This window comes from Cupriavidus pauculus (assembly GCF_022179805.1).
Taxonomy (GTDB): domain Bacteria; phylum Pseudomonadota; class Gammaproteobacteria; order Burkholderiales; family Burkholderiaceae; genus Cupriavidus; species Cupriavidus pauculus_E.
The window spans coordinates 20659-36780 of the sequence record NZ_BPUO01000028.1 but is presented as its reverse complement, the minus strand read 5'-3'; the positions used below and the strand labels follow the sequence as shown (position 1 = coordinate 36780).

The window sequence follows — 16122 nt, the reverse complement described above, 5'->3', positions numbered from 1 at the left end:
TCGTGGAAACGTCGTCGGGCGAGTTCTACGGCAAGGGCTACCAGGACGTGCAGCACCGCGTGCCGAAGATCGACAACACCATGGACGAGCTGGGCTGGAAGCCCGAGGTGACGATGGAGCAGGCGCTGCGTCGCATCTTCGAGGCATACCGCGACAAGGTGGTGGACGCCCGCACGCTGGTCGGCAGCGGCAACTAAGCCGAGGCGCCCGGCCGGGGCTGGGCGCCCCTGTCGGCCGCAGCCCGACGGCGGGGGCGGGGCAACTGCGGGTAGACTATGCGCCACGCGCGATTCGCGCGTGCCAGGTGTCTACTTTCGGGACGCGCCCCCATGCACGCTGCCGGCAGCACCCTGACTTTCCCTTGCCTGTTGGCCAGGCGCCGCCGCGCGGCCTGGCTGGTAGTGCCGCTGGCGCTGGCGCCCGCCGCGCCTGCCTGGGCCGACGAGACGACCTTGCCCGACGTGGTGGTCAGCGCCAACCGCAACGAGCAGCGCCGCTTCGACGCACCTGCTGCCGTCGACAGCATCCCGGTCGATCCCTTCACCGCCGCCTCGCCACTGGTCAGCCTGTCCGAACTGACGCTGACCAGCCCAGGCATCGCCGTGCGCGACCGCCAGAACTATTCCCAGGACCTGCAGATATCGGTGCGCGGCTTCGGCAGCCGCTCGACGTTTGGCGTGCGCGGCGTGCGGCTGTTCGTCGACGGCATTCCGGCCACCATGCCCGATGGCCAGGGCCAGGCATCGACCTTCGACCTGGCCAACGCCAGCCGCGTGGAAGTGCTGCGCGGCCCGTTCGCGCAGATGTATGGCAATGCGTCGGGCGGCGTGGTGCAGGTGTTCACGCCCGATCCGCCCAAAACGGGCTTCACCGGGCGCGCCTCGACCGGCTTCGGCTCGGACGGCCAATGGCAGGCGGGTGTGATGGTGGGCGGCGGCAACGACCGCCTCGGCGCCTCGCTCGATGCCTGGACCTACCAGACCGACGGCTACCGCGACCACAGCGCGGCCCGTCGCTACCAGCTCAATGCCAAGGTGGTGGCCCAGCCCACGACGGCCACGAAGATCACCGGCCAGTTCAACTACTTCAACCAGCCGCTGGCCGAAGATCCGCTGGGGCTGACGCGCGCCCAGGCCGAGGCCAATCCGCGCCAGGCCATCGGGGCGGCCACGCAGTTCAACACTGGCAAGGACGTAGAGCAGACGCAGGCCGGCGTGGTCATCGACCACCAGCTCACGGACCGCGACAGCCTTAATTTCCGGCTCTATGGCGGCGGCCGTCAGCTGACCCAGCGCCTGGGCTTCAGCGGTGCCGCGCTCAACTCTGCGGGCGGCATCGTCGATCTGGACCGTACCTATGGCGGCGGGGCGCTGTCGTGGACGCGCAAGACCACGGCCAACGGGCTGCCGCTGCAATGGACCGCCGGCATCGAGGCCAACGGCATGCGCGACGCGCGCCATGGCTACGTCAACGACAACGGCCAGCAGGGCGCGCTGCGGCGCGACGAGACTGACGAAGCCACCGACTACGGCGCCTTTGCCCAGTTCAACTGGACCGTGCATCCGGCCTGGGAAGTGGTGGGCGGGCTGCGCGCGAGCATGGTGCGGCTGCGCATCGACGACCATTTCGTGACGCCGGCCAGCCCCGACGACAGCGGCACGTCCACCTATCGCAATCTCAGTCCGGTACTGGGCGTGGTCTGGCATGCGATGGACACGCTCAACGTCTACGCCAACCTGGGACGCGGCTTCGAGACCCCTACGCTGACCGAGGTGGCCTATGGCCCGGGTGGCGTGGGGGCCAACCTGGGCCTGCAGGCATCGACCAGCCGCCAGGGCGAGATCGGCGTGAAGTGGCAGTCGGGCAGCCAGCGGCTCGATGCCGCGCTGTTCGACGCGGACAGCCACAGCGAAATCGTGCCGCTGTCGAACAACAACGGCCGCACCGTCTACCAGAACGTGGATGGTGTGCGCCGGCGCGGGCTGGAACTGGGCTGGCACGGCACGTTCGGCGCGGCCCAGCGGCTGGTGGCCGGGCTGGCCTATACCTACCTGGATGCCTACTTCGGTGACGCGTTCGTCAACGCGCAGGGCGCGCCGGTGGCAGCCGGCAACCGCCTGCCCGGCACCGCGCGCCACAGCTTTGGCGCGGAGCTGACGTACAAGCCGTGGGGCCAGTGGATGGTGGGCGTGGAAGCCAAGGCCGACAGCAAGGTCTACGCGGACGACCTCAACACGCAGGCCGCGCCCGGCTACTTCATCGTCAATCTCAAGACCGGCTACACGTTCCGGACCGGCGCCACGCAATGGTATGTGTTCGGGCGGATCGACAACGTGGCCGACCGGCACTACATCGGCTCGGTCATCGTCAATGAGGCCAACGGCAGATACTACGAACCGGCGCCGGGCAGGCGCTTTTTCGTGGGGCTGCGGGCGTCGATGTGATGCAGCCAAGCTTGCCAACGCGGCATCGCGCGCCTAAGGTGGCGGTTTCAGCCGCCCCCGGCATCTTTCTGCCATGTCACTAGCCACGCCCCCCGCCGAATCCGCCGCCATGCCCCAGGACCCCAAGCTGCGCATCATGCTGTGGGTGGTGGCGGTGGGGTTCTTCATGCAGACGCTCGATTCGACGATCGTCAACACCGCCTTGCCGTCGATGGCGCGCAGCCTGGGCGAGAGCCCGCTGCGCATGCAGTCGGTGGTCATCGCCTATTCGCTGACGATGGCCGTGATCATCCCGGCGTCGGGCTGGCTGGCCGACCGCTTCGGCACGCGCACGATCTTCCAGACCGCCATCGGCCTGTTCGTGCTGGGGTCGCTGCTGTGCGCGTGGGCGCCCACGTTGCCGATGCTGTCCGCCGCGCGCGTGGTGCAGGGCGCGGGCGGGGCGATGCTGCTGCCGGTGGGGCGGTTGTCGGTGCTGCGCACGTTTCCGCGCGAACAGTATCTGCAGGCGCTGAGCTTCGTGGCCATCCCGGGCATGATCGGGCCGCTGATCGGCCCGACGCTGGGCGGCTGGATCACGCAGACGTTTTCGTGGCACTGGATCTTCCTGATCAACGTGCCGGTGGGCCTGATCGGCGCGCTGGCCACGGTGCGCTACATGCCCAATGCGCGCATGCCCGGCATCGGGCGCTTTGACATCGCCGGCTACGCATTCCTGGCCATCGCCATGGTGACGCTGTCGTTTTCGCTGGACGGACTGGCCGGCATGGGCTTCCAGCACGCCACGGTGCTGATGCTGCTGATCGCCAGCATGGCCGCGCTGACCGCCTACGTGCTGCACGCCAACCGCAGCAAGATGCCGCTGTTCCCGCTCAAGCTGTTCAGCATCCACGCGTTCAGCGTCGGCCTGCTGGGCAACCTGTTCGCGCGCATCGGCAACGGCGCCATGCCGTTCCTGTTTCCGCTGACGCTGCAGGTCAGCCTTGGCTATTCACCGTTCAACGCCGGCCTGATGATGGTGCCGGTGACCGTGGCCGGCATGGCATCGAAGCGGCTGGCCACGCGGCTGATCGAACGCTTCGGTTATCGCAAGGTGCTGGTAGTCAATACGTTCGTGGTGGGGCTGGTGATGGCGTCGTTCGCGCTGATCTCGCCCACGCTGCCGCTGCCGCTGGCGATCCTGCAGATGGCGCTGTTCGGGGCGGTCAACTCGGTCCAGTTCACGGCCATGAACACCGTGACGCTGAAGGACCTGAGCGGGGTGAATGCCAGCAGCGGCAACAGCATGCTGTCGATGGTGCAGATGCTGTCCATGAGCCTGGCGGTCACGTCGGCGGGCGCGCTGCTGGCCACGTTCCAGGCCGGCATCGGCTCGCATCACTTCGATGTCCTGCCGGCATTCCACGCGACGTTCATCTGCGTGGGGCTGATTACGTCGGCGTCGGCTTGGATCTTCATGCAGCTGGATCGCGAGCCGATCGTGGCTGTGGCGAAGGCGCAGCCGTCGGAGGAAGTGTAGGGTTTTGCTTTTGGTTTTGCGCCCCTCTCCCGCATGGCGGGAGAGGGGCGGGGGTGAGGGCGCGGCAGTTCAAATTGCGACTTGTCGGCAAACAGAGCCGCTGGCCCTCACCCCCAACCCCTCTCCCACTGCGCGGGAGAGGGGAGCCGTTCTGGTAGCAAATTGACCGGCCTTACCGCCCCATCAACTCACAAAACCACGAAATATCCACGTTCCCGCCGCTGATGATGATGCCCACGCGCTTGCCCTTGAGCTGATCCTTGATCTGCAGCGCGGCGGCCAGGCCCAGGGCGCCGGTGGGTTCCACGATCATCTTCATGCGTTCGGCGAAGAAGCGCATGGCGTCCACCAGTTGCGCGTCGCTGGCGGTCAGGATGTCGTTGACGTCGCGCTTGATGATGCCGAACGTGTAGTTGCCCAGGTGCTGGGTCTGCGCGCCGTCGGCGATGGTCTTCGGCGTGTCGATATGCACGATCGAGCCGCTGCGCAGCGACTGCTGGCCGTCGTTGCCGGCTTCAGGCTCCACGCCGAAGAGCTGGCAGTTCGGCGCCAGTGCGCGCGTGGTCAGCGCCGTGCCGGACAGCAGTCCGCCGCCGCCCAGCGGGGTGAGCAGCACGTCCAGCGGGCCTACTTCCTCGAACAGTTCCTTGGCCGCCGTTCCTTGGCCGGCCAGCACATCGGGGTGGTCGTACGGCGGAATCAGCGTCATGCCGTGCTTTTCCGCCAGGTCACGGCCGATGGCTTCGCGGTCTTCCTTGTAGCGGTCGTAGCTCACCACGGTGGCGCCGTAGCCCTTGGTGGCGGCCACTTTCAGCGCGGGCGCGTCGAGCGGCATCACGATCGTGGCCGGCATGCCCAGCAGCTTGGCCGACAGGGCAATGCCTTGCGCGTGGTTGCCCGACGAGAAGGCCACCACGCCGCCACGGCGTTGCTCGGGCGTGAACTTCGACAGTGCATTGAATGCGCCACGGAACTTGAAGGCGCCCATGCGCTGGAAGTTCTCGCACTTGAAGAACACCTCGGCGCCCATCAGGTCGTTGAGCGTGCGCGAGGTGTTGACCGGGGTGCGGTTGGCGTAGCCGGCCAGGCGCTGGGCAGCGGCTTCGACGTCGGCGTAGGTGGGCAGTTGCAGGGTCGTCATGATGGTATCGGGTGCGAGAAAAAGAGGGTTACCAGGGCCAGGCCAGCCGCGTGCCGGCGCCATCGGCCAGCGCGCGCTCGTGGAGGAAGCGGGCGACCGTCAGGTCCTGCAGGGCCAGGCCGGTCATGTCGAATACGGTGATGTCGGCGGCTTGCCGCTCGAACGTGGCGGCGCCGGTCAGCAGGTCGCCAATCTCGAGGCAATGCAGGTCGGGCGACCACTGGCATTCGCCAATGCGGCGGGCCTGCTCCAGGTCGTCGGCCACGACGCGCGCGCGTTCCAGCACGCCAGCCGGCAGTTCGCGCTTGCCACTGGTGTCGGCGCCCACGCAGGTCAGGTGGGTGCCTGGCTGCACGGCATCGGCATCGAACAATGCGCCGCCGCCTGGCGTGGCGGTGATCACCACGTCGCTGTCCGCCACGGCGGCATTGCGGTCGGTGGACAGCGAAATCCGGCAGCGATCGGCAAATTCGGCCTCGAAGCTGGCGGATGGTTTGCCGTTGGCGCTGACGTAACGGACATCGGTCAGCGTGGGCATGAGCGCCAGCGCATAGCGCAGTTGCACGCGGGCCTGCACGCCGGTGCCGAACACGCAGACGCGGCGGCCGTCCGGCCGTGCCAGCGCCTGCAGCCCGATGCCGCCGGCCGCGCCGGTGCGCGCCGTGGTGATGGCGTTGCCGTCGAGCAGGCACAGCGGGCGGCCCGTGGCGGGGTCGATCAGCATGATCGTGGCCTGGTGCGGCTCGCCGCCGCGCTGGCGGTTGTCGGGCCAGAAGCCCGCGGCCTTGAAGCCCAGCAGGTTCTGCCGGCCGACATCGCCGGCCTTGATGCCGAACACGCCGCCGGTGGCCAGCTTCTCGCGGATCAGCGGAAAGACGCGCCCCTCGCGATGGCTGTGCAGGATGAAGGCTTCGCGTACGGCGGCCAGTACGTCGTCGGGGACGAGCGCCGCTTCCACGGCGTGTTTGTCGAGCAGCAGCAGCTGCGCGTCGGGATTAGCGTGCATAGGAATAAACGGTGGCGCGCGACACGCCAAGATGTGCCGCGACGGTTTCCATGGCCCGCCGCACTTCCAGCAGGCCCGATGCCTTGAGTTCGGCCAGCAGCGCGCGCCGGTCGTCGGTCTTCAGCGCGCGCGGCGTGGTGGCCTGGCGCGCCGCAAAGGCGTCGATGCGCGCGCGCAGGGCTTCGGTGCTGGCGGGGTCGAGCGTTTCGCGGGGACCCTCGGCGGCGGTCTGCACAAACTGGCCCATGGCCATCTGCAGGCTGCGGAACAGCGTCAGGTCCACGTTCATGCACAGCGCCGCCACATAGCGGCCGCTGCTGTCCTTGATGCCGATCGACGTGCTCTTGGCCTGCCGCCCGTCGGCGAACTGGTTCGCGTAGTTGGCCAGGATCTGCGGATAGTCGGGATCGGTGATGCGCGCCTCGCCCAGCTCCGTGGTGGGATCACCCACGTCGCGGCCGGACAGGTTGTTGTGGATGGCCAGGATAGACTGGCCCGGCTCCAGCAGGTCGTGCACCACGACCTCGCAGAACGGCGCCAGCGTCTGGCCCAGGCCATCGGCTACCTGCTTGATCTGTTCGAGCAGCAGGCGCTGCTCGGGGGTGCGTTTGGACATGGGTCGCCAGCAACTAATGAAAATACGGTGCTGGACAGTTTGTATAGAGCTGGACTAAATGTCAAGAAACAGACGGAAAAATGGCGCAAGAGCCGCCGGGCTCCTGCGCCTTGAGTCAGTGCGGCATGGCGTTCAGGCCGCTTCCACGATCCGGATCTCGGACAGCAGCTTGCGCAATTCCGGCACGCACGAGCCGCAGTTGCCGCCGGCCTTCACGCAGGCGGTGATTTCGGCCGGGGTCTTGAGGTCGTGCTTCCGCACGGCGTCGCAGATCGTATTGCGGCCCACGCCGAAGCACGAGCAGACCGTCGGGCCGGCATCGGCGGTCTTTTCCAGCGGCTGGCCCAGCAGCAGGCCGATGCGGTCGCTGTCTTCCAGGCGGTCCTGGCCGAACAGTTGCGACAGCCAGGCGCGCGACGGCAGGTCGGCGCGCGTGGACACGTAGACGCAGGCTTCCAGCCGGTCGTTGACCACATAGCCTGCGTGATAGATGCCGGCGGTGCGGTCCTCGTATTCGAGCCAGTCGGCGTCGGGGTCCTGCACGCCCAACAGGTTGCGCGCCCAGGCGGTGCGGTCGGAAATGGTCTCGCGGCCGGCGAATTCGTGGCGGTGGAACTGCTTGCCCTGGATGCGCGTCCAGTACGTCAGCGATTCGGCGGGCAGGGCGCCACGGCTCAGCACAAAGCCGTGCCACGACACGCGGAACTCTTCCACGCATACCGGCGTGTGCTTGAACTCGGGCTCGCCCGACACCGGGTCGACCACGGGATTGACCACGGCACCCACGCGCGCATCGGAACTGAACTGGTCGTTCCAGTGGATCGGCACGAAGACGCTGCCGCGCGGAATGCCGCCGCCAAACCGCACGCGCGCCACCATGGCGCCCCAGCGGCTGGACACGCGCGCGAGCTTGCCTTCGCCCACGCCGCACAGCAGCGCATCCTGCGGGTGCATGTCGACGAACGGCTCGGGCAAGTGATCGGCCAGGCGGGCAGCCTTGCCGGTGCGCGTCATGGTATGCCACTGGTCGCGCACGCGGCCCGTGTTCAGGATCAGCGGGAATTCGTCGTCGGCGGCGTGCATCGGCGCGCGCGCCGCCGTGGGCACGAAGCGCGCACGGCCGTCGGCAAATGCATAGCGGCCATCCTCGAACAGCCGCTGCGTGCCGGCTGCCGCCGTGTCATCCGCACGAACCGGCCACTGCACGGGCGCGAAGTCGTCGTAGGCGCGCTGGCTCAGGCCCGTCAGGCCGCCGATGTCGAACATGCGCGGGGCGTCGCCAGCGTCGGCGTCGCCATTGCGCCAGGCGCTCAGGCGCGCGTGTTCGTCGAAGATCTCGTGCTGGCCAGCGTAGTCGAAGCCGGCAAAGCCCATGCGGCGTGCCACGTCGCACAGGATGTCCCAGTCGGCGCGCGCTTCGCCCGGTGCGTCCAGGAAAGCACGCTGGCGCGAGATGCGGCGCTCGGAATTGGTGACCGTGCCGTCCTTCTCGCCCCAGCCCAGCGCGGGCAGCAGCACGTGCGCGGCGTCGTTGGTGTCGGTGTGCGTGACGATGTCGGACGTCACCACGAGTTCGCACTTGGCCAGCGCGCGGCGCGCCTGGTCGGCGTCGGGCAGGCTCACCACGGGGTTCGTGGCGATGACCCACACGGCCTTGACCGTGCCGGCCTCGATGGCATTGAACAGGTCCACGGCCTTCAGGCCGGGCTTGTCGGCCATATGGGGCGACTGCCAGAAGCTCTGCACGATGTCGCGATGGACCGGGTTGGCCAGTTCCATGTGCGCGGCCAGCATGTTCGCCAGGCCGCCCACTTCGCGGCCGCCCATGGCGTTGGGCTGGCCCGTGAGCGAGAACGGACCCATGCCGGGGGCGCCGATGCGGCCCGTCAGCAGGTGGCAGTTGATGATGCTGTTGACCTTGTCGGTGCCTGCCGACGACTGGTTCACGCCCATCGAGAACGCCGTGATGACTTTCTTCGTACCAGCGAACATTTCGAAGAAGGCCTGCAGGTCCTGTGGGTCGAGCTTGCAGGCGCGGGCCAGCGCGGCGATGTCCGCGCCATCGACCTCGGCCACGGCCAGCGCATCGTCGAGCCCGGCGGTATGGGCGTCCACGAAGGCGGCATCGGCATGGCCGTGGCGCGCCAGGTAGCTGAGCAGGCCGTTGAACAGCCGCACGTCGGTGCCGGCCTTGAGCGGCAGGTGCAGGTCGGCCAGTTCGCACGTGGCGGTGCGGCGTGGGTCGATGGCCACGATCTTCATGTCGGGCCGCGCTTCCTTGGCGCGCGTCAGGCGCTGGAACAGGATCGGGTGGCACCACGCGGTGTTGGAGCCCACCAGCACCACCAGGTCCGCCTGCTCCAGGTCTTCGTAGTTGCACGGCACCAGGTCTTCGCCAAACGCGCGCTTGTGGCCGGCCACGGCCGACGACATGCACAGGCGCGAATTGGTGTCGATGTTCGCCGAGCCGATGAAGCCCTTCATCAGCTTGTTGGCGATGTAGTAGTCCTCGGTCAGGATCTGGCCCGACACGTACAGCGCCACGGCATCGGGGCCGTGCTGCGCGATGATGTCCGCAAAGCCGCCGGCCACCTTGTCCAGCGCCTCGTCCCAGCTCACGCGCCGCAGGCTGCCGTCGGCATCGCGCAGTTGCGGATGCAGCAGCCGGCCGTCCAGGCTCACGGTATCGCCCAGGGCCGAGCCCTTGACGCACAGACGGCCAAAATTCGATGCGTGGTCGGCATCGCCTTGCACTTCGACCTGGCCGTCGGCGCGCACCGAGGCGCGCACTCCGCATCCCACGCCGCAGTACGGGCAGGTGGTGGAGACAGTCTTGGTGGTGGTCTTGGCGACCACCGCAATATCGGACAGGTTCACGGGTTCAATCTCTCTGGTCGATGACGGCAGGGTTCAGACAGGCTTCATGCCGCCAGGGCCTCACATTGCGCCTGGCCAAACAGCAGGCGCTGACGCAGCGCGGCAATGGGCTTGCCGGACTGGATCAGATCGAAATACCAGGGGCCGTCCTTCACGTCGCCGTACAGCACGGCGCCCACCAGCCGGCCGTCCTGCAGCACCAGCCGCTTGTAGACGCCCCGGCGCGGATCGCGCAGCACCAGGTCCTCGCTGCCTTCGGCGCCGATGAAGTCGCCCGCCGAGTACAGGTCTACCCCGGTCACCTTGAGCTTGGTGGCCGTGGCCTGCTGCACGTAGCGGCGGTGTCCGGCACCGGCCAGGTGCGCCGCGCAGACGCGCGCCTGATCCCAGATCGGGGCCACCAGGCCAAACGTGGCGTTACGATGCTGCACGCATTCGCCCACGGCATAGATGCGCGGGTCGAACGTTTGCAGCGTGTCGTCCACCACGATGGCGCGCTCGCAGCGCAGCCCGGCACCAGCTGCCAGGTCGATGTTGGGACGCACGCCGGCGGTCATCACCACCAGGTCGGCCGGAATGCGGGTGCCGTCCTTGAACAGCACGCCGGTCACGCGGTCGTCGCCCAGGATGCCGGCCGTCTGCGCGCTCAGCAGGAAGCGCAGGCCCTTGCGTTCGAGCGCGGTCTTCAGCAGTTCGGCGGCGGGGCGGTCGAGCTGGCGTTCCATCAGGCTGTCGGCCAGATGCACGACGGTCACTTCCATGCCCTGGCGCATCAGGCCGTTGGCGGCTTCCAGGCCCAGCAGCCCGCCGCCGATGACCACCGCATGGCGGTGGTTGCGCGCGGCGTGCAGCATCGTCTCCACGTCCTGGATGTCGCGGAACGCGATCACGCCGTCGAGCGTGTGGCCGGGCACCGGGATGATGAACGGCTTGGACCCGGTGGCCAGCAGCAGGCGGTCGTAGTGCACTTCCTTGCCCGATGCCGAACGTACGAGGCGGCGCGGCCGGTCGATGGCCACCACGGGGTCGCCGGCCAGCAGTTCGATGCCGTTCTGCGCGTACCAGTCGCGCGTATTGAGCATGATGTCGTCGACGGTCTTCTCGCCGGCAAGCACCGGGGACAGCAGGATGCGGTTGTAGTTGCCGTGCGGCTCGGCGCCGAACACTGTGATGTCGTACAGGTCCGGCGCGAGCTTCAGCAGTTCCTCGACCGTGCGCATGCCGGCCATGCCGTTGCCGACCACGACCAGTCGCGGCTTGGCCCGGCTGGCGGGAGACGTGGCGGGGGGCGTCGTGAGCATCGTGTTCCTGTTGGCTGGGTCGGGGAGGGGGCGCGTGTGCGGGCGATCAGGCGGCCAGTTCTTCCTCGGCCTCGGGTTGCACCACCGAAGCGGCCACCCAGACCTTGCCGTCATAGACGCGCGCCGCATAGGCGGCCACCGAATGCTCGGGCGCCTCCAGGCACTCGCCGGTACGCAGGTCAAAGTGGTGCTTGTAGATCGGCGAAGCCACCACGATGCGGTCGGCCAGGCTGCCCACCAGGCCGCGCGACAGCACGTTGGCCTGCGAGTTGGGGTCGAAATTGGCGATCGCGTAGACCTCTTCGCCGCGGCCGATACGGAAGACGGCAACCTGCTTCTTGTCGACCAGGGCGCAGACACCAGTATTGGGCACGATGTCGCGCAAGGTGCAAATCGCGGTCCAGGTTTCGGGATGGTGGGCTTGGCTCATCACGTTCTCCTTGTTTCAGGCTGCTTTTGCGGGCACGGTCACCACGGGAATGTGGCTCAGGCGTGAACGCTGCAAGTTCCGTTCCTCCGGCGAGGCGGGGCGGATCTGGCCGCGTTCCTCCAGAAAGACCAAGTTGTCGTCGCGCAGGTCGCTGTTCACGAAATGGCGGAAGCGCTTGCGGGTTTCGGGGTCGGTGATGGCCTTCTTCCACTCGTCCTCGTAGGTATCCACCACGTGCTGCATGTTGGATTCGAGTTCGGTGCCGATGCCGAGCTTGTCGTCGATGACCACGGACTTCAGGTAGTCCAGGCCGCCTTCGAGGTTGTCGCGCCACGTGCTGGTGCGTTGCAGGCGGTCGGCCGTGCGCACGTAGAACATCAGGAAGCGGTCGACGTAGCGGATCAGCGTTTCGCGGTCCAGGTCGCCGGCCAGCAGTTCGGCATGGCGCGGCTTCATGCCGCCGTTGCCGCACACGTACAGGTTCCAGCCCTTTTCGGTGGCGATGATGCCCACGTCCTTGCCCTGCGCTTCAGCGCATTCGCGCGTGCAGCCCGATACGCCGAACTTGATCTTGTGCGGCGCGCGCAGGCCCTTGTAGCGGTTCTCGATCTCGATGGCCAGGCCGACCGAATCGTCCACGCCGTAGCGGCACCACGTGGAGCCCACGCACGATTTCACCGTGCGCAGCGACTTGCCGTACGCGTGGCCCGATTCAAAGCCGGCCGCCACCAGTTCTTCCCAGATCAGTGGCAGTTCCTCCAGCCGGGCGCCGAACATGTCCACGCGCGCGCCGCCGGTGATCTTGGTGTAGAGGCCGTACTTCTTGGCAACTTGGCCCACGGCGATCAGGCCGTCGGGCGTGACTTCGCCGCCCGGCATGCGCGGCACCACCGAGTAGGTGCCGTCCTTCTGGATGTTGGCCAGGAAGTAGTCGTTCGAATCCTGCAGGCTGGCGTGTTCTTCCTTGAGCACGAAATCGTTCCAGCACGACGCCAGGATGTTGCCGACGGTGGGCTTGCAGACGTCGCAGCCCAGGCCCTTGCCGTGGGCGGCCAGCAGGTCGTCAAACGTCTTGAACTTGCCCACGCGCACCAGGTGGTACAGCTCCTGGCGCGAATACGGGAAGTGCTCGCAGACATGGTTGTTCACGGCCATGCCCTGCTTCTTCATCTCGGCCTTCATGATCTGCGTGACCAGCGGCACGCAGCCGCCGCACGCGGTACCGGCCTTGGTGCACGACTTCAGTGCGCCGATGCTGGTGGCGCCATCGGTCACGGCGGCGCAGATCTGGCCCTTGCTGACGTTGTTGCACGAGCAGATCTGGGCGGTGTCGGGCAGGGCGTCGGCACCCAGGGCCGGCTTGGCCTGGCCGTCCGACGACGGCAGGATCAGGAATTCGGGCGACTCCGGCAGCTCGATGCGGTTCAGCATCATCTGCAGCAGCGTGCCGTACTCGGCGGCATCGCCCACGAGCACGCCGCCGAGCAGGTACTTGCCGCAATCGGACACCACCAGCTTCTTGTAGACCTGCTTGCGTTCGTCGGTGAACTGGTACGAACGGCTGCCCGGCACATTGCCGTGCGGGTCGCCGATGCTGGCCACGTCCACGCCCATCAGCTTCAACTTGGTGCTCATGTCGGCGCCGGCAAACTCGGCGGCTTCGCCACGCAGGTGGCGGGCGGCCACGCGGGCCATGTCGTAGCCGGGGGCTACCAGGCCGTAGATCTTGCCGTCCCACAGCGCGCATTCGCCGATGGCGTAGACGTCGGGGTTCGAGGTCAGGCAGTTGTTGTCGATCACGATGCCGCCGCGCGCGCCGATGGCCAGGCCGCTGTCGCGTGCCAGTTCGTCACGCGGACGGATACCGGCCGAGAACACGATCATGTCGGTGTCCAGGTGTGTGCCGTCCGCAAAGTTCATGCGGTGCGTGCCATCCACGCCGTCGACGATCTCGACCGTGTTCTTGCCGGTATGGGCGGTCACGCCCAGGTCGTGCATCTTCTGGCGCAGCATGCGGCCGCCGCCATCGTCCACCTGCACGGCCATCAGGCGCGGGGCGAATTCCACCACATGGGTCTGCAGGTTCATGTCTCGCAGGGCCTTGGCGCATTCCAGGCCCAGCAGCCCGCCGCCGATCACCACGCCCGACTTGGCGCGGCTGCCGCATTCGAGCATGCCCTCCAGGTCTTCGATGGTGCGGTACACGAAGGTATCGCGGCGGTCCTTGCCCGGCAGCGGCGGCACGAACGGGTAGGAACCGGTGGCCAGCACGAGCTTGTCGTAGGCCAGCGTTTCGCCCGTGGACGTGGTGACGGTCTTCGCGGCGGTGTCGATGGCGCTGGCCTTGGCGTTCAGGCGCAGCAGCATGTTGTTGTGCTGCTCGAAGAAGCCCGCGGGCACCAGCGACAGGTCGTCGGCCGACTTGCCGGCGAAGAATTCGGACAGGTGCACGCGGTCGTAGGCGGGGCGCGGCTCCTCGCAGAGCACCGTCACCTCCAGGTCATGCGCGCCGGCTTCAGCCAGGCATTCCAGGAACTTGTGGCCGACCATGCCGTGTCCGACGATGATGATCTTCATGATGCTTTCCTAGGATTGTCTTTATGTGGGGGTGCGTGATTCAGTTGGCCAGCGCGCTGTCGTACAGCGCTTGCTCGCGGGCCTTGTGCTCGGCGCTGAAGCGCACGGCGATGGCGCACAGCGCGGCCAGCGTGGCGGCCACGCCCAGGTACGTCAGCGTGGTCTGCAGGTCGCCCAGGCCCTTCATCAGGAAGCCGGCCGCCACGGCGCCCACGTTGCCGCCCGCGCCGATGATGCCGGCCACGCCGCCCAGCGCCTTGCGGTCGATGAACGGCACCAGCGCGTAGGTGGCGCCGCAGGCCATGTGGGTGAACAGGCCAAACACCAGCATCGCGGCGACGGCGGCGGCCACGCCCGAGGCGTGGGCAAAGGCCAGCAGGCCCAGGCCTTCGCCGAGGATGAAGACGAACAGCACGATGGAGCGGGCATCGAGTCCGCGACGCTTGGCCACGCGATCCGAGACATAGCCGCCCAGCGCACGGGCGAACAGCGCGAGCAGGCCGAAGCTGGCGGCGGCCATGCCGGCGGCCGACAGCGACAGGCCGAAGCGGTCTACATAGAACGTGGCGGCCACGTTGTGGATGAAGATCTCCACGCCAAAGCAGGCGCCATACGTGATGAACAGCATCCACACGCGGTAGTTGCTGCTGGCCGCGCGGAAGCTGGCCCAGCCGCCACCGCCCTTGCCGCCGCTGACGGCGATGCCGCGAGCGCGCAGGTCGGAGAAATTGCCTTCCGGGCAATCCTGCGTGAAGCGCCAGTAGACCAGCGCCATCACCAGCATCAGCGCGCCCGGCACGATCAGCGCCACGCGCCAGCCCATGGCGTGGTCCACGCCCAGGAACAGCACGGCGGCCAGCAGCAGCGGCATCAGGCCCTGCGCGGCGCCACCGCCGGCATTGCCCCAACCGGCCGAGGCAGCGTTGGCCGTGCCGACCACGTTGGGCGCGAACATCACCGAGGTGTGGTACTGCGTGATGACGAAGCTGGCACCGACCGCACCGATCAGCAGGCGGAAGAACAGGAACGTCTCGTAGTTCTGCGCAAACGCCACGCCGATCACGGGAATGGCGCCCACGGCCAGCAGGCCGGTGTAGGTCTTGCGCGGGCCGAAGCGGTCGCACATCGGGCCGATGATCAGCCGCACGATGATGGTCACGGCGACGGCGGCGATATTGATATTGGCAATCTGGCCCGGCGTCAGGCCGAACTCGCCCTTGAGCACCGGCATCAGCGGCGCGCAGGCAAACCACGCGAAGAAGCAGACGAAGAACGCCATCCAGGTCAGATGGAAGGCGCGCATCTGCGGCGTCTTCAGACTCAGCAGGTCGATCCGGGTGGCTTTGCCGTTCATTCTTGGGCTCCAAAAAACAAAAGGCGTCCCGAGAGGCTGGCGCGAAGGGGCCAGTTCTGGGGACGCCGTTGTCCTGACGGTGCCTACATGGAATAGGCGCCGTGCTGTGTGGGGTGGGCGGATCGCCGTTGACCGGCCCGCTCCCTATATCGCAAGCGGTGTGCCAGCCCCGTCAGGTGGTGATTTGGAGACTTGGAGCCACAGAAAAGCACCAATAAGTTACGTATCAGGCGCAATTCAGCGGTTTGGTGCGGCGCCAGACTTGTGCGTCCGCACGGCTATGGTGCAGTGCAATGTCCGGGGCAGGTGCGTGGGTGCGCCTGCCAGGCGGGATTCAATCCGGCTTGCCGGATGGGGAAACGGAGGAGGACAGCAGCGAAATGAGCTGCATGTCCGACGGCGACACCAGCTCGCCGGCTTCGTCGATCAGCGCAGCCGTCACCTTCAGGCCGCTCACCCGGGAACGGATTTCCGCAGGCCCCTGGCCCTCGGGTTTCATATGGGCGTCGCCCCATTGCATGAGGCCGACGATGACCGGCAGCAATTCCACGGCCGCGCGTGTCGGCCGGTAGGCAAAGCGCTCGCGCTCGCCGGGTTCCTTGTAGCTGACCTTGCGCAGCAGTCCGGCCTCGGTCAGCGTCTTGAGTCGTGCGGACAACACCGCTGGCGAGCACTGGAGCCGTTCCAGGAAGTCGTCGAAACGCTGCACGCCTGAGAACACGTCCCGCAGGATAAGAATCGTCCACTTTTCGCCGACCAACGACAGTGTCGCGGCAATCGAGCATTGCGCGAACTCGGCGGGAGTGATCGGCGGCGGTGGCGTATTCATGGTTTGCAGCATAGCACCTCTAACTTCA

At 67.3% G+C, this 16122-nt stretch carries 11 protein-coding genes and 1 pseudogene; 3 read left to right on the top strand and 9 right to left on the bottom strand.

Features of this window, described 5'->3' with window-relative positions; translation table 11 throughout:
• The 3 genes and pseudogenes from MFF62_RS30205 to mdtD all read left to right on the top strand — a co-directional run.
• Nucleotides 1–197, top strand: a pseudogene (locus MFF62_RS30205) (bifunctional UDP-4-keto-pentose/UDP-xylose synthase); the annotation flags it as partial.
• A gap of 132 nt (nucleotides 198–329) precedes the next feature.
• Nucleotides 330–2444, top strand: coding sequence for a TonB-dependent receptor family protein (locus MFF62_RS30200; protein ID WP_238267714.1), 2115 nt, complete (start codon nucleotides 330–332; stop codon nucleotides 2442–2444).
• 73 nt (nucleotides 2445–2517) lie between these two features.
• Entirely contained in the window at nucleotides 2518–3963 is a 1446-nt protein-coding gene (mdtD, locus tag MFF62_RS30195) for a multidrug transporter subunit MdtD (RefSeq protein ID WP_238267713.1), read from the top strand.
• A 172-nt stretch (nucleotides 3964–4135) separates the two neighbouring features.
• Here mdtD and MFF62_RS30190 read toward each other — a convergent pair whose 3' ends face one another.
• From MFF62_RS30190 to MFF62_RS30150, 9 genes are all read right to left on the bottom strand, one after another.
• On the bottom strand, nucleotides 4136–5104 hold the full coding sequence (locus tag MFF62_RS30190) for a threo-3-hydroxy-L-aspartate ammonia-lyase (RefSeq protein WP_238267712.1): 969 nt from the start codon (nucleotides 5102–5104) through the stop codon (nucleotides 4136–4138).
• A gap of 28 nt (nucleotides 5105–5132) precedes the next feature.
• Complete coding sequence (locus tag MFF62_RS30185) at nucleotides 5133–6110, bottom strand: ornithine cyclodeaminase family protein (RefSeq protein WP_238267711.1); 978 nt, start codon at nucleotides 6108–6110, stop codon at nucleotides 5133–5135.
• The gene (locus MFF62_RS30180; RefSeq protein ID WP_238267710.1) at nucleotides 6100–6726 is read right to left on the bottom strand and encodes a helix-turn-helix transcriptional regulator; all 627 of its coding nucleotides are present in this window, start codon (nucleotides 6724–6726) and stop codon (nucleotides 6100–6102) included. Before MFF62_RS30180 ends, MFF62_RS30185 begins: the two co-directional genes overlap by 11 nt.
• Before the next feature lie 132 nt (nucleotides 6727–6858).
• On the bottom strand, nucleotides 6859–9603 hold the full coding sequence (locus MFF62_RS30175) for a nitrate reductase (protein WP_238267709.1): 2745 nt from the start codon (nucleotides 9601–9603) through the stop codon (nucleotides 6859–6861).
• 44 nt (nucleotides 9604–9647) lie between these two features.
• Nucleotides 9648–10904 carry an NAD(P)/FAD-dependent oxidoreductase gene (locus MFF62_RS30170; RefSeq protein WP_238267708.1) on the bottom strand — a complete coding sequence of 419 codons (1257 nt, stop codon included), beginning with the start codon at nucleotides 10902–10904 and terminating at the stop codon, nucleotides 9648–9650.
• Between the two features lie 46 nt (nucleotides 10905–10950).
• The gene (gene nirD / locus MFF62_RS30165; RefSeq protein WP_238267705.1) at nucleotides 10951–11334 is read right to left on the bottom strand and encodes a nitrite reductase small subunit NirD; all 384 of its coding nucleotides are present in this window, start codon (nucleotides 11332–11334) and stop codon (nucleotides 10951–10953) included.
• Nucleotides 11335–11349: 15 nt separating this feature from the next.
• Nucleotides 11350–13911 (bottom strand): nitrite reductase large subunit NirB, encoded by a 2562-nt coding sequence (nirB, locus tag MFF62_RS30160; RefSeq protein WP_238267702.1) that lies wholly within the window; start codon nucleotides 13909–13911, stop codon nucleotides 11350–11352.
• 40 nt (nucleotides 13912–13951) lie between these two features.
• On the bottom strand, nucleotides 13952–15265 hold the full coding sequence (locus tag MFF62_RS30155) for an MFS transporter (RefSeq protein ID WP_238267700.1): 1314 nt from the start codon (nucleotides 15263–15265) through the stop codon (nucleotides 13952–13954).
• A 334-nt stretch (nucleotides 15266–15599) separates the two neighbouring features.
• Nucleotides 15600–16094: a winged helix-turn-helix transcriptional regulator gene (locus MFF62_RS30150; RefSeq protein WP_238267698.1), complete on the bottom strand. Its 495-nt coding sequence runs from the start codon at nucleotides 16092–16094 to the stop codon at nucleotides 15600–15602.
• Between the last annotated feature and the right edge of the window lie 28 nt (nucleotides 16095–16122).

Excerpts from the sequence above, each read along its gene's own strand:
- MFF62_RS30155 (WP_238267700.1), bottom strand. The coding sequence starts at position 15,265 with ATGAACGGCAAAGCCACCCGGATCGACCTGCTGAGTCTGAAGACGCCG.
- MFF62_RS30180 (WP_238267710.1), bottom strand. The coding sequence starts at position 6,726 with ATGTCCAAACGCACCCCCGAGCAGCGCCTGCTGCTCGAACAGATCAAG.
- MFF62_RS30170 (WP_238267708.1), bottom strand. The coding sequence starts at position 10,904 with ATGCTCACGACGCCCCCCGCCACGTCTCCCGCCAGCCGGGCCAAGCCG.
- nirB (WP_238267702.1), bottom strand. The coding sequence starts at position 13,911 with ATGAAGATCATCATCGTCGGACACGGCATGGTCGGCCACAAGTTCCTG.
- MFF62_RS30190 (WP_238267712.1), bottom strand. The coding sequence starts at position 5,104 with ATGACGACCCTGCAACTGCCCACCTACGCCGACGTCGAAGCCGCTGCC.
- mdtD (WP_238267713.1), top strand. The coding sequence starts at position 2,518 with ATGTCACTAGCCACGCCCCCCGCCGAATCCGCCGCCATGCCCCAGGAC.
- MFF62_RS30150 (WP_238267698.1), bottom strand. The coding sequence starts at position 16,094 with ATGAATACGCCACCGCCGCCGATCACTCCCGCCGAGTTCGCGCAATGC.
- MFF62_RS30200 (WP_238267714.1), top strand. The coding sequence starts at position 330 with ATGCACGCTGCCGGCAGCACCCTGACTTTCCCTTGCCTGTTGGCCAGG.
- nirD (WP_238267705.1), bottom strand. The coding sequence starts at position 11,334 with ATGAGCCAAGCCCACCATCCCGAAACCTGGACCGCGATTTGCACCTTG.
- MFF62_RS30185 (WP_238267711.1), bottom strand. The coding sequence starts at position 6,110 with ATGCACGCTAATCCCGACGCGCAGCTGCTGCTGCTCGACAAACACGCC.